We start from the raw sequence: 14,315 nt of genomic DNA, 5'->3' as shown, positions 1-14,315 counted from the left end.
TGATGGCTACGTCCTCCGAAAGAGTTGTCGAAGCGCTGCGTGCTTCTTTGCGGGAGAACGACCGCCTTAAGCTGCAGAACCAGCGCCTGGTCGCGGCGTCGAAAGAGCCCATCGCCATTGTCGGCATGAGTTGCCGCTTCCCCGGAGGCGTGCGCACCCCGGAGCAACTGTGGCGGCTGGTCGCGGATGCCGTCGACGCCATCTCCGGGTTCCCGGCGGACAGGGGCTGGGACACCGAGGCGCTGTACCACCCGGACCCGGACAACCCGGGGACGAGCTACACCCGAGAAGGCGGCTTCATCTACGAGGCCGACCAGTTCGACCCGCAGTTCTTCGGCATGTCTCCCCGTGAGGCTGCGGCGACCGACCCGCAGCAGCGATTGGTCCTGGAAGCGTCGTGGGAGGTGATCGAGCGAACCGGGATCGACCCGCTGTCTCTGCGTGGCAGGCCGGTCGGGGTTTTCGTGGGCACGAACGGCCAGGACTACGCGAGTCATGTCTATGAGGTAGGGGGTGAACTCGACGGCTACCTGACGAATAGTTCGGCCAGTGTGGTGTCGGGCCGCATCTCGTACACCCTCGGTCTCGAGGGGCCTGCGGTGACGGTGGACACGGCGTGTTCGTCGTCGCTGGTGGCATTGCATCTGGCGGTGCAGGCGCTGCGTCAGGGGGAGTGCGAGCTGGCGCTGGCCGGCGGCGTGACGGTGATGTCGTCGCCGGGTACCTTCGTGGAGTTCAGCCGTCAGCGTGGGCTGGCGCCGGATGGCCGGTGCAAGCCGTTCGCGGACGGGGCGGACGGCACGGGCTGGGGCGAGGGTGTGGGCCTGCTGCTGGTGGAGCGGCTGTCGGACGCGCGCCGCAACGGCCACCAGGTGCTGGCCGTCGTCCGGGGCTCGGCGGTGAACCAGGATGGTGCGTCGAACGGCATGACCGCGCCCAATGGCCCCGCGCAGCAGCGGGTGATCCGGCAGGCGCTGGCCAGTGCGGGGCTGTCGGCCGCCGAGGTGGACGCGGTGGAGGCGCACGGTACGGGTACGAAGTTGGGTGACCCGATCGAGGCGCAGGCGCTGCTCGCGACATATGGGCAGGGTCGGCCGGAGGGCCGGCCGCTGTTGCTGGGGGCCATCAAGTCGAATATCGGTCATACGCAGGCCGCGGCGGGTGTGGCTGGTGTGATCAAGATGGTGATGGCGATGCGGCACGGTGTATTGCCGAAGGTGCTGCATGCGGATGAGCCGTCGCGGCAGGTGGACTGGTCGGCGGGTGAGGTGCGGCTGCTGACCGAGACCACCCCGTGGCCGGAGACGGACCGGCCGCGCCGGGCCGGTATCTCTTCCTTCGGCGTGAGCGGCACCAACGCGCACACCATCATCGAGCACGCCCCGGAAGCCGACCGTGATGGACAGCCTGAGGCGATGGGGCCCAAGGCGGGCGAGGGCAAGCGGCCCGCTGTCCTGCCATGGCTGGTGTCCGGCAAGAGCACGGAGGCGCTCGCCGCCCAGGCGGGTCAGCTCCACGCCCATCTGAGCGCCCACTCAGAGCTGGATGTGGCGGATGTCGGCTTCTCCCTGGCCACGACCCGTTCGGCTTTCCAGCACCGCGCAGCCCTGGTCGCCGGGGACCGAGACGAATTCCTCCGCGCCCTGGAGGCCCTGACCAACGGCGAGAGTTCCGCTCAGGTCGTTCAGGGCGTAGTACGGAGCGAGGGCACGCTCGCGTTCCTGTTCTCGGGTCAGGGTGCGCAGCGTCTTGGCATGGGGCGGGAGCTGTACGAGACGTTCCCGGTCTTCGCTGACGCGTGGGACGAGGTGTGCGCGCGTCTGGACGGTCTGCTGGATCGTCCGTTGCGGGAGGTGGTGTTCGCCGCCGAGGGCAGCGCGGACGCCGACTTGCTGGACCAGACGGCGTTCACGCAGCCCGCGCTGTTCGCGGTCGAGGTGGCGTTGTTCCGGTTGCTGGAGCACTTCGGTGTGACCCCGGACGTGGTGATCGGTCACTCGATCGGTGAGATCGCGGCCGCGCATGTGGCGGGTGTGTTCTCGCTGGAGGACGCCTGCGCGCTGGTGGCGGCTCGTGGCCGGTTGATGCAGGCGCTGCCCGAGGGTGGGGCGATGGTGGCCGTCGAGGCGTCGGAGGAGGAGATCGCTCCGTCGCTGGCCGGTCGTGAGGCCGAGGTGAGCATCGCCGCGGTCAACGGTCCGACCGCCGTGGTCATCGCGGGTGATGAGGCGGTGGCGCTGGAGATAGCCGGGCAGTGGGCGGAGCGGGGCCGCAAGACGCGCCGTCTGCGGGTCAGCCACGCGTTCCACTCGCCGCGTATGGACGCCATGCTGGACGACTTCCGCAAGGTCGTCGAGGGGCTGTCGTTCGCCCCGCCCTCCATCGATCTGATCTCCAATGTCACCGGTGGGGTGGCCTCGGACACCGAGGTGTGTTCCCCGGAGTATTGGGTGCGGCACGTGCGGGAGGCGGTGCGCTTCCTGGATGGGGTGCGGGCACTGATGAGGCAGGGTGTGACCACCTTCCTGGAGGTGGGCCCCGATGGCGTACTCTCGGCGATGGCGCAGGACTGCCTGACGGAACGGGCCGAGCCTGCCTCGGCGCCGGTGACCGTGCCGGTGCTGCGCAAGGACCGCTCGGAGGCAGCGGCCCTGATCACGGCGCTGGCACAACTGCATGCGCACGGGGCCGATGTCGCCTGGGCGTCGGCCTTCGACGGCCTCGGGGCCCGCAGGGTCGACCTGCCGACCTACGCGTTCCAGCGTCGGCGCTACTGGATCGAGAAGTCCACCGCCGCGGTCGGCGCGGATGCCGGAGTCCGGGACGAGGTCGACGCGCGGTTCTGGGAGGCGGTGGAGCGCGAGGATCTCGAGTCGCTCGCGAGGACGCTGGACTTCGACGACGAGGCGTCGTTGGGCGCGGTGTTGCCGGCTCTGTCGGCGTATCGCCGCAGCAGTCGTGATCAGTCGACGATTGACGGCTGGCGTTATCGGGTGTCGTGGAAGCCGGTTCCGGACGTGGCCGAGGGGTCGTTGTCGGGGACGTGGTTGGTGGTGGTTCCGGCGTCCCGTGCCGGGGATGAGCTGGTGTCGCAGGTTGTGGCCGGGCTCGAGCGGCATGGCGCGGGTGTGGTGTCGCTGGTGGCGGATGAGCGGGACCTGGACGCGGGTGCGCTGGCGGCGCGGCTGCGTGAGGCGGTCGCGGAGGTGCCCGAGCTGGATGGTGTGCTGTCGCTGCTGGCTCTGGAGGAGGAGCCCTGCCCGGGGTATCCGGGGCTGTCGGGTGGTTATGCGCTGAGTTTGGTGCTGGCGCAGGCGATGGTTGAGGTGGATGTTCCGGCTCGGCTGTGGTGCGGTACGCGCGGCGCGGTGTCGGTGGGGCGCTGGGATCGGCTTGCCGGGGTGGTGCAGTCGCAGGTGTGGGGTCTGGGGCGGGTTGTGGGGTTGGAGCACTCGGCGGTGTGGGGTGGTCTGGTTGATGTGCCGGAGTCGCTGGATGAGCGTGGTGTGGCGCGGCTGGCTGGTGTGCTGTCGGCCGGGGACGGTGAGGACCAGGTCGCGGTGCGGGGCTCGGGTGTGTTCGCCAGGCGTCTGGTGCGGGCTGACGCGGGTGAGGGAGCGGAGCGGCCGTGGCGGGCGCGCGGCACCGTGCTGGTGACCGGCGGCACGGGTGCACTGGGTAGTCGGGTGGCGCGCTGGGTGGTGCGTCAGGGTGCCGAGCATGTGGTGCTGACCAGCCGCCGTGGTGCTGAGGCGCCGGGCGCCGGCGAGCTGCGGGATGGGCTCGAGGCGCTGGGCGCGCGGGTGACCGTGGTCGCGTGTGATGTGACCGATCGTGAGGCGTTGGCTGGTGTTCTCGCGTCCGTTCCGGAGGAGTTTCCGCTCAGTGCGGTGTTCCATGCGGCGGGTGTTGAGCAGGCGGCTGAGCTTCGAGGGATGAGTCTGTCGGACGCGGCGGCGGTGGTGTCCGGGAAGGCCGCGGGGGCGGCGTGCCTGGATGAGTTGCTGGGTGAGCGTGAGCTGGACGCGTTCGTGGTCTTCTCGTCGATCGCGGGTGTGTGGGGCAGTGGTGGGCAGGCCGCTTACGGTGCGGCCAATGCCTATCTGGACGCGCTGGTGGAGGACCGCCGTGCCCGGGGTCTCGCCGGTACCGCCGTGGCCTGGGGCCCCTGGGCCGAGGGCGGTATGGCGGCAGCGGAGGGGGTGGAAAGGGAACTCGCCCGTCGTGGCCTGCTCGCCATGGATCCGGCCTTGGCCCTTGCCGCCTTGCGGGGCGCGATCGCGGGTGACGATGGCGCGGTGACGGTCGCGGATATGGACTGGGAGCGGTTTGCCCCCTCGTTCACCCTGGGGCGACCGAGCCCGTTGATCGGTGACCTCCCCGAGGTCGCGAAGGTCCTTGAGGCCGTGAGTGCGTCCGGCGGGGCAAATACTTCGGCGGGCCTGCGGGAGCGGTTGACGGGGCTGACCGGGGCGGAGACCGACAGGGTCCTGCTCGATCTGGTGCGTGGCCATGTGGCCGCGGTCCTCGGGTTTGCCGGTGGGGAGGTCGTTGAGCCCGGGCGTGCGTTCAAGGAGTTGGGTTTCGACTCGCTGACGGCGGTGGAGTTCCGTAACCGGCTGAACGCGGAGACCGGGCTGGTCCTTCCGGCCACGCTGGTCTTCGACTACCCGAGCGCCGAGGTGCTGGCCGGTCATCTGCGTGCCGAGGTGCTGGGGACGCAGGACGCGGTGGCCACGCCGTCGGCGATGGCCGTCCCGGCCGACGACGACCCGATCGCGATCGTCGGGATGAGCTGCCGCTTCCCGGGCGGTGTGCGCAGTCCGGAGGAGCTGTGGAACCTCGTGGCGGCCGGTACGGACGCCATCATGGACTTCCCCTCCGACCGTGGGTGGGATGTCGAGGGGATGTACGACCCCGACCCGGAGCGGTCGGGCACGTTCTACGCCCGCGAGGGCGGGTTCCTGGACGGGGCGAGCGAGTTCGACGCGGCGTTCTTCGGGATCTCGCCGCGTGAGGCCCTGGCCATGGATCCGCAGCAGCGGCTGTTGCTGGAGACCTCGTGGGAGGCGTTCGAGCGGGCCGGTATCGACCCGGCATCCGTGCGTGGCAGCCAGATCGGTGTCTACGTGGGAGCCGCGACCTCCGGCTACGGAATGGGGCTGCAGGAGATTCCCGACGAGCTGGAAGGGCAACTGCTGACCGGCAGCGCCACCTCCGTCGTGTCGGGCCGCATCTCCTACACCCTCGGCCTCGAGGGACCCGCGCTGACGGTGGACTCCGCGTGCTCGTCGTCGCTGGTGGCCCTGCACCAGGCCGCGCATGCGCTGCGCCAGGGTGAGTGTGAGATGGCGCTCGCCGGTGGTGTGACGGTGATGGTTTCACCGGACGCCTTCGTGGAGTTCAGCCGTCAGCGTGGTCTTGCCCCTGACGGCCGGTGCAAGCCGTTCGCGGACGCGGCGGACGGCACGGGCTGGTCCGAGGGTGTGGGCATGCTGCTCGTGGAGCGGCTGTCGGACGCGCGGCGCAACGGTCACCAGGTGCTGGCGGTCGTGCGGGGCTCCGCCGTGAACCAGGACGGCGCTTCGAACGGTCTGACGGCGCCGAACGGCCCCTCGCAGCAGCGGGTGATCCGGCAGGCGCTGGCGAACGCCCGTCTGTCGGCCGCCGAGGTGGACGCGGTGGAGGCCCACGGCACCGGCACCATGCTCGGTGACCCGATCGAAGCGCAGGCGCTGCTGGCCACCTACGGCCAGGAGCGGCCGGAAGGCCGCCCGCTCTGGCTCGGCGCGCTGAAGTCGAACATCGGTCATACGCAGGCCGCGGCGGGTGTGGCTGGTGTGATCAAGATGGTGATGGCGATGCGGCACGGTGTGCTGCCGAAGGTGCTGCACGTGGACGAGCCGTCGCGGCAGGTGGACTGGTCGGCGGGTGAGGTACGGCTGCTGACCGAGGCCACCGCGTGGCCGGAGACGGGGCAGCCGCGCCGGGCCGGTGTGTCGGCGTTCGGCGTGAGCGGCACCAACGCGCACACCATCATCGAACAGGCCCCGGTGTACGACGAGGCGGTGCAGGACGAGGCTCCCGCCGAGGACCACGGCGTCCTTCCCTGGGCGCTCTCCGCCCGGAGCCCGGAAGCCCTGCGCGCCCAGGCCGAACGGCTGAGGTCGTATCTGATGGAGCGCACCGAACTGGGCGCGCTGGATGTGGGTTACTCCTTGGTGGCGACGCGCTCGGCCCTCGAACACCGTGCGGTGGTCACGGCCGCGGATCGCGCGGAACTGCTTCGCGGACTCGAGGCTGTCGCGGCCGGTGACAACGCCCCGGGAGTGGTTCAGTCCGTCGCGCGCACTTCGGGTTCGACGGCGTTCTTGTTCTCTGGTCAGGGTGCGCAGCGTCTTGGCATGGGGCGGGAGTTGTACGAGGCGTTCCCGGTGTTCGCCCGTGCGCTGGACGAGGTGTGCGCGTATCTGGATGTGGTGCTGGATCGTCCGTTGCGGGAGGTGGTGTTCGCGGCGGAGGGGAGTGCGGATGCGGAGTTGCTGGATCAGACGGCGTTCACCCAGCCGGCGCTGTTCGCGGTCGAGGTGGCGTTGTTCCGGTTGCTGGAGCACTTCGGTGTGACCCCGGACGTGGTGATCGGTCACTCGATCGGTGAGATCGCGGCCGCGCATGTGGCGGGGGTGTTCTCGCTGGAGGACGCCTGCACGCTGATCGCCGCCCGTGGCCGGTTGATGCAGGCGCTGCCCGAGGGCGGCGCCATGGTGGCGGTGCAGGCGTCGGAGGAGGAGATCGCTCCGTTGCTTGCCGGTCGTGAGGCCGAGGTGAGCATCGCCGCTGTCAACGGCCCGACCGCTGTCGTGATCGCCGGTGATGAGGGCGCGGTGCTGGAGCTTGCCGCGCAGTGGGCGGAGCAGGGGCGTAAGACGCGTCGGCTGCGGGTGAGTCACGCGTTCCACTCGCCGCGTATGGACGCGATGCTGGACGACTTCCGCAAGGTCGTCGACGGGCTGTCGTTCACCCCGCCCTCGATCGCGCTGATTTCGAACGTGTCGGGCAAGTCAACGGGTGCCGAGGTGTGCTCGCCGGAGTACTGGGTGCGGCACGTACGGGGGGCCGTGCGGTTCGCGGACGGAGTACGGGCACTGGAGGCTCAGGGCGTGACCACCTTCCTGGAGGTGGGCCCCGATGGTGTGCTCTCGGCGATGGCACGAGAGTGCCTGACGGCGGAGGAGACATCGGCCTCGGTCGTCGTGCCGGCGCTGCGCAAGGACCGCCCTGAGCCCCAGGCGTTGACGACGGCGCTCGCCGAACTCCACGTCCACGGCGTCACCGCCGACTGGAAACACCTCTTCTCCGGACGCGGCGCGCGGAAGGTCGAGCTGCCCACCTATGCCTTCCAGCGACAGCGCTACTGGCTGGAGAACTCGGGCAGGGCGACGGGCGGTTCCGCCGCCGACAGCGTGGACGCCCGGTTCTGGGAAGCCGTTGAGCGCGAGGACCTGGAGGCGCTGGCCGAGGCGCTGGACATCGACGGGACAGGCCCGCTCGGCGAACTGCTGCCCGCGCTGTCGTCGTACCGTCGGCAGCAGTATGACCGGGCCACGGTCGAGGGCTGGCGTTACCGCGTCTCCTGGAAGCCGGCCCCGGACCTGGCCACCGTCTCCCTTCCGGGGACCTGGTTGCTGGTCGTGCCCGCTGGTCTGGCGGATGGCGACGTCACCACGTCGATCAGCCAGGGGTTCGAGAAGCACGGCGCCCGGGTGGTACCGGTGGCGGTGGCCGCGGACGTGGACACCGACGGGCTCGCCCAGGCACTGCTCGGCGCGCTCGACGGCGAGTCCGAGGTCGGCGTGATGTCGCTGCTCGCTCTGGACGAGGAGCCGCACGCCGGGCAGCCGGTGGTCGCGGCGGGACTCGCGCTGACGCTGCGGCTGGTGCAGGCCCTGGCGGGGCTGGACATGGACGTTCGGCTGTGGTGCGCTTCGCGGGGCGCGGTCTCGGTGGGGCGTTCGGACCGGCTCACCAGCCCGGTGCAGGCGGAGGTGTGGGGCCTCGGCCGGGTCGCGGCCCTGGAGTATCCGCGAATGTGGGGTGGACTGGTCGATCTGCCCGAGGTACTCGACGAGCGCGCCGTCGGGCGGCTGGCCGGTGTGCTGTCCGCCGAGGGCGCCGAGGACCAAGCGGCGGTCCGGGGCTCCGGAGTGTTCGTTCCGCGGTTGGTGCGTGTCGTGTCGTCGGGTGGTGGAGCCTGGCGGCCGAGCGGCTCGGTTCTGGTGACCGGCGGTACGGGGGCGTTGGGCGCGCATGTGGCCCGTTGGGTGGTGACCGAGGGCGCGGAGCACGTCGTCCTCACCAGCCGTCGCGGCCTGGCGGCCGACGGTGCGCCCCAGTTGAAGGCGGAACTCGAGGCCATGGGTGCGCTGGTCTCGGTGGTCGCGTGTGATGTCGCGGACCGCGAAGCGCTCGCCGAGGTGCTGGCAGGCATCCCCGAGCGGTTCCCCCTGCGCGGGGTGGTGCACGCGGCCGGTGTGCTGGACGACGGTGTACTGGACGGTCTGTCCGTCGACCGGGTCGCCGGGGTGCTCGGTGTGAAGGTGGAGGGCGCCTGGCATCTGCACGAGCTGACGGCAGATCTGGATCTCGACGCGTTTGTGCTGTTCTCATCGTTCGCCGGCGTCGTGGGCGGCGCCGGCCAAGGGGCTTACGCGGCGGCGAACGCCTACCTGGACGCGCTCGCGGCCCTGCGTCGTGGGGTCGGGCTGGCTGGTACGGCGGTCGCCTGGGGACCATGGGCTGAGGCCGGTATGGCCGCGGAGGGCCGTGCCGAGGAACGGCTGCGGGGCGGCATGGTGTCCCCGATGGCCCCCTCCCTGGCTGTGGCGGCCCTGCGTTGGGCCGCCGGCCATGACGAGGCATCACTCGTCGTCGCGGACGTCGACTGGGAGCGTCTGGCTCCCGGACTGGCCGGGGCCGGCGGTGGCGCTCTCCTCGGCGACATCCCCGAGGTGCGCAAGCACCTGACCACGGTCAACGGCGGTGCCACAACGGAGGCGGCCACATTCGCCGAGACGCTCGTAGGACTCTCGGCGGCCGAGCGGAACCAGGCCGTGCTGGACCTGGTGCGAGGCCACGCGGCCGCCGTACTCGGCCACACCTCGGTGGAGGCGGTCGAGCCCGGCCGGGCCTTCCGCGACCTCGGGTTCGACTCCCTCACAGCGGTCGAGCTGCGCAACCGGCTGGACATCGTGACCGGGCTGCGTCTCCCGGCCACGCTGGTCTTCGACTATCCGAGCGCCGCCGAACTGGCCGACTACCTGGACGCCGAGGCGTTCGGCACGGCCCAGCCGGCCCTCGACGCCACCGTGCCGAGCGCGGTGGCCGTGGACCACGACCCCATCGCGATCGTGGCGATGAGCTGCCACTTCCCCGGGGACGTGTACACGCCGGAGGACCTGTGGCGGCTGGTTGTCGAGGGCGGCGACGCCATCGCCGAGTTCCCCGCCAACCGCGGCTGGGACCTCGACGGGCTGTACGACCCCGACCCCGAGCGGCTCGGCACCTCCTATGCGCGGGAAGGCGGCTTCCTCTACGGCGCCCCGGAGTTCGACGCCAGGTTCTTCGGGATCTCGCCGCGTGAGGCGCTCGCCATGGACCCGCAGCAGCGGCTGCTGCTCGAGACGTCGTGGGAGGCGTTCGAACGGGCCGGTATCGCCCCCGAGTCGCTGAAGGGCACACGGGCGGGTGTGTTCGTCGGAACGAACGGCCAGGACTACGCCGGGCTGTGGATGGATGCCCAGGGCGACCTGGAGGGCCACTTGGGCACGGGGAGCGCGGCCAGCGTGGTATCGGGGCGCATCTCCTACACCTTCGGTCTCGAGGGCCCCGCGGTGACAGTGGACACCGCGTGCTCGTCGTCGCTGGTGGCGCTCCACATGGCCATGCAGGCGTTGCGCCAGGGCGAGTGTGACCTCGCCCTCGCCGGTGGTGTGTCGGTGATGTCGACGCCGGGTGCGTTCGTGGAGTTCAGCCGGCAGCGGGGGCTGGCCCCTGATGGCCGGTGCAAGCCGTTCGCGGACGCCGCGGACGGCACCGGCTGGTCCGAGGGCGTCGGCATGCTCCTCGTGGAGCGGCTGTCGGACGCCCGCCGCAACGGCCACCCGGTGCTGGCGATCGTCCGGGGCTCGGCGATCAACCAGGACGGTGCGTCCAACGGTCTGACGGCGCCCAACGGCCCGTCGCAGCAGCGGGTGATCCGGCAGGCGCTGGCGAGTGCTCGTCTGTCGGCGTCCGACGTGGACGCGGTGGAGGCGCACGGTACGGGTACGTCGCTGGGTGACCCGATCGAGGCGCAGGCGCTGCTGGCCACCTACGGTCAGGGGCGGCCCGAGGGGCAGCCGCTGTGGCTGGGTGCCATCAAGTCCAACATCGGTCATACGCAGGCGGCCGCCGGTGTTGCCGGTGTCATCAAGATGGTGATGGCGATGCGTGAGGGCGTGTTGCCGAAGATCCTCCACCTGGATGAGCCGTCGCGGGAGATCAACTGGTCGGCGGGTGAGGTGCGTCCGCTGACGGAGGCCACCGCGTGGCCGGAGACGGGCCGGCCGCGCCGGGCGGGCATCTCCTCGTTCGGTCTGAGCGGGACCAACGCGCACACCATCATCGAGCAGGCACCGGCAGCCGAGGAGCCCGCGGCTGCGGACACCGTGGCTCCCGCTCCCGAGACGGTCGAGTCGACGGCCGTGGTGCCGTGGCTGATCTCGGCCAAGAGCCAGGAGGCGTTGCGGGCACAGGCCGATCGGCTCGCCGCGCATGTGGCGGCCCGGGGCGACCTCGGCTTGCTGGACGTGGGGTATTCGCTCGCGTCCAGGTCGGTGTTCGAGCACCGTGCCGTGGTGGTCGGCGAGGATCGGGAGACCCTGCTGCGTGGTCTTGAGGCCGTGGCCGGACACGGGATCGCTTCGGGAGTCGTCCAGGGGCAGGCCGTACCGGGTGGTAAGACGGCGTTCCTGTTCTCGGGTCAGGGTGCGCAGCGCCTTGGCATGGGGCGGGAGTTGTACGAGGCGTTCCCGGTGTTCGCCCGTGCGCTGGACGAGGTGTGTGCGCACCTGGACGTGGTGCTGGACCGTCCGCTGCGCGAGGTGATGTTCGCGGCCGAGGGCAGCGCGGATGCCGAACTGCTCGATCAGACGGCGTTCACCCAGCCGGCGCTGTTCGCCGTCGAGGTGGCGTTGTTCCGGTTGCTGGAGCACTGGGGTGTCACCCCGGATGTGGTGATCGGTCACTCCATCGGTGAGATCGCGGCCGCGCATGTGGCCGGGGTGTTCTCGCTGGAGGACGCGTGCACGCTGATCGCGGCTCGCGGCCGTCTGATGCAGGCGCTGCCCGAGGGCGGCGCGATGGTCGCCATCCAGGCATCCGAGGAGGAGGTCGCCGCCTCAATCGCCGGCCGCGAGCACGAGATGAGCATCGCGGCGGTCAACGGTCCGTCGGCAGTGGTGATCGCCGGGCATGCGGCCGGGGTCCAGGAGGTGGCGGACACATGGACGGCGAAGGGGACAAAGACTAGGCGTTTGCGGGTCTCTCATGCGTTTCACTCTTGCCTCATGGACAGTATGTTGGACGCGTTCGGCCACGTGGTCCGTGAGGTCTCTTTTGAACCGCCGACCATGGCGCTGGTGTCCAATGTCACTGGTGGGCTGGTATCGGAGGCGGAGACGTGTTCTCCGGAGTATTGGGTTCGGCATGTGCGTGAGGCGGTCCGGTTCGCGGATGGGGTACGTTCGCTTGAGGCGTTGGGCGTGACCAGGTTCTTGGAAGTGGGTCCCGACGGTGTGCTCACCGCGATGGCTCAGGAGTGCCTCGCGGAAAGTGCCGAAGACACTTCAGCGGCAATGCTGGTTCCTGTGCTGCGCAAGCAGCGCCCCGAAGCAGAGGCGTTGACGACGGCGCTGGCCGAGTTGTACGCGCACGGTGGAGCGGTGAACTGGGAATCGGTATTCGCGGACCGCGGTGCGAGCCATGTGCAGCTGCCCACATACGCGTTCCAGCGTGAGCGGTTCTGGCCGGAGACGTCCGCGCCCGGTGGCGGCCGGAATGCCGGTTCGGCCGTCGCGGATTCGGTGGACGCGCGGTTCTGGGAAGCGGTCGAGCGTGAGGATCTCGCAGCGCTTGCCGGGGCACTCGACGTCGATGGCGATACGCCGCTGAGCGCGGTGCTGCCCGCGCTGTCCGCGTATCACCGGAGCAACCGCGAGCACTCCAGGATTGACGGTTGGCGTTATCGGGTGGTGTGGAAGCCGGTCGCGGATATGGCCGGCGGATCATTGTCGGGGACGTGGCTGGTGGTGGTTCCGGCCTCCCGCGCCGAGGACGAGCTGGCGGCGGAGGTCGTCTCCGGGCTCGAACGGCACGGCGCGGATGTGGTGTCGCTGGTGGTGGATGAGCGGCACCTTGACGCCGGGGTGTTGGAGGAGCGGCTGCGTGAGGTGGTCGCCGACGCGCCCGCGTTCGGCGGTGTGCTGTCGCTGCTCGCTCTGGATGAGGAGCCCTGCCCGGGGCACCCCGCGCTGTCCGGCGGCTTCGCTTCCACGCTGACGCTGGTGCAGGCGCTGGTGGAGGTGGGTGCCGAGGCCCCGCTGTGGTGTGCTTCGCGGGGCGCGGTGTCGGTGGGACGTTCGGACCGGCTCGCTGGTGTGACGCAGTCGCAGGTGTGGGGACTGGGCCGGGCCGTGGGGCTGGAGCACTCCGGTCTGTGGGGTGGTCTGGTGGATCTGCCCGAGGTGCTGGACGAGCGTGCGGTGGGCCGGTTGGTGGGCGTGCTGTCCGCCGGGGGCGATGAGGACCAGGTCGCCGTGCGCGGTTCGGGCGTGTTCGTTCGGCGCCTGATGAGGGCTGAAGCCGGGGCCGCCGAGGGCGCGGAGCGGTCGTGGCGGGTTGGCGGCTCGGTGCTGGTGACCGGTGGTACGGGTGCGCTGGGCGCGCGGATCGCACGATGGGCGGTGGGCCAGGGTGCCGAGCATCTGGTGCTGACCAGCCGTCGCGGTCTGGAGGCGCCGGGCGCGCCCGAGTTGCGTGAGGAGCTCGAGGCACTGGGCGCCCGGGTGACCGTGGCGGCCTGCGATGTGGCCGACCGTGAGCAACTGGCCGCGGTGCTCGACGCCGTCCCGGAGGAGTTCCCGCTGCGGGCCGTCTTCCACGCGGCGGGTGTGGAGCAGGCTGCCGAGCTGGTGGGTATGGGTCTGGCGGACGCGGCGCCGGTGGTGTCGGGGAAGGCGGCGGGAGCCGGTCATCTGGATGCCCTGCTGGGCGACCGTGAGCTGGACGCGTTCGTGGTCTTCTCGTCGATCTCGGGTGTGTGGGGCAGTGGTGGCCAGGCCGCGTACGGTGCGGCCAATGCCTATCTGGACGCGCTGGTGGAGGACCGCCGTGCCCGGGGTCTCGCCGGTACCGCTGTGGCCTGGGGTCCCTGGGCCGAAAGCGGTATGGCGGCCGGGAGCGAAGGCGAGCAGCTGGCGCGTCGCGGACTGAACAGCATGGCGCCCGACCTGGCGATCGCCGCCTTGCAGGGCGCGATCGCGGGTGACGACGGTGTGGTGACGGTCGCGGATATGGACTGGAAACGATTCGCCCCCGCGTTCACGATGGAGCGGCCGAGCCCGCTCATTGGCGAGCTGCCCGAGGTCGTATCGGTTCTGGAACAGGCCCGTGCCGCCGAAGAAGGCAACGCCGAGGCCGGATCGCGGTTGCGGGAACGGCTCTCCGCACTGGCTCCTGGTGAGCGGGAGCGCGCCGTCCTCGACCTGGTACGCGGTCACGCGGCCGCGGTTCTCGGATTCTCCGGTATGGAAGGCGTGGAATCCGACCGCGCCTTCAAGGAATTGGGATTCGACTCGCTCACGGCGGTAGAATTCCGAAACCGGTTGAACGCGGACACCGGACTCCGGCTGCCGACCACGCTGGTCTTCGACTACCCCAACGCAAGGACTCTCGCAGAATACGTACGAGCGGGCGTAATGCCTGACGAAGGGACATCCGCTACTCCGCTGATCGCGGATCTGGAAAAACTCGAGGCATCACTCTTCACGGCTGAGCCGGACAACGCCGAGCGAATGGCCATCGCATCCCGACTCCAGGTGCTTCTCGCCAAGCTGAACGGTGGCGAGGGCGGGGCGTCGGACACTGAGAGCATTACGCAGCGGCTTGACGGGGCGTCGGACGACGATCTCTTCGATTTCATCGAAAACGAGCTCAGCTAAATGTGACCGCCGAGGTGCAGTTCTCTGGCCTCCTTTCATTCTTCAGTCTTCTTTGAC

Annotated in this window: 1 protein-coding gene; it reads left to right on the top strand. The window is 70.3% G+C overall.

Annotation, left to right across the window (positions count from 1 at the left end; all coding sequences use genetic code 11):
* The first annotated feature begins 2 nt into the window (after positions 1 to 2).
* The gene (locus ACMTAK_RS06140) at positions 3 to 14,258 is read left to right on the top strand and encodes a type I polyketide synthase (RefSeq protein ID WP_413805215.1); all 14,256 of its coding nucleotides are present in this window, start codon (positions 3 to 5) and stop codon (positions 14,256 to 14,258) included.
* Positions 14,259 to 14,315 lie beyond the last annotated feature (57 nt).

Origin of the sequence: Streptomyces lacaronensis, assembly GCF_047337785.1 — a bacterium.
GTDB classification, from domain to species: domain Bacteria; phylum Actinomycetota; class Actinomycetes; order Streptomycetales; family Streptomycetaceae; genus Streptomyces; species Streptomyces lycopersici.
The sequence above is the reverse complement of the archived record's forward strand: the minus strand, read 5'-3'. Positions and strand labels throughout refer to the sequence as shown.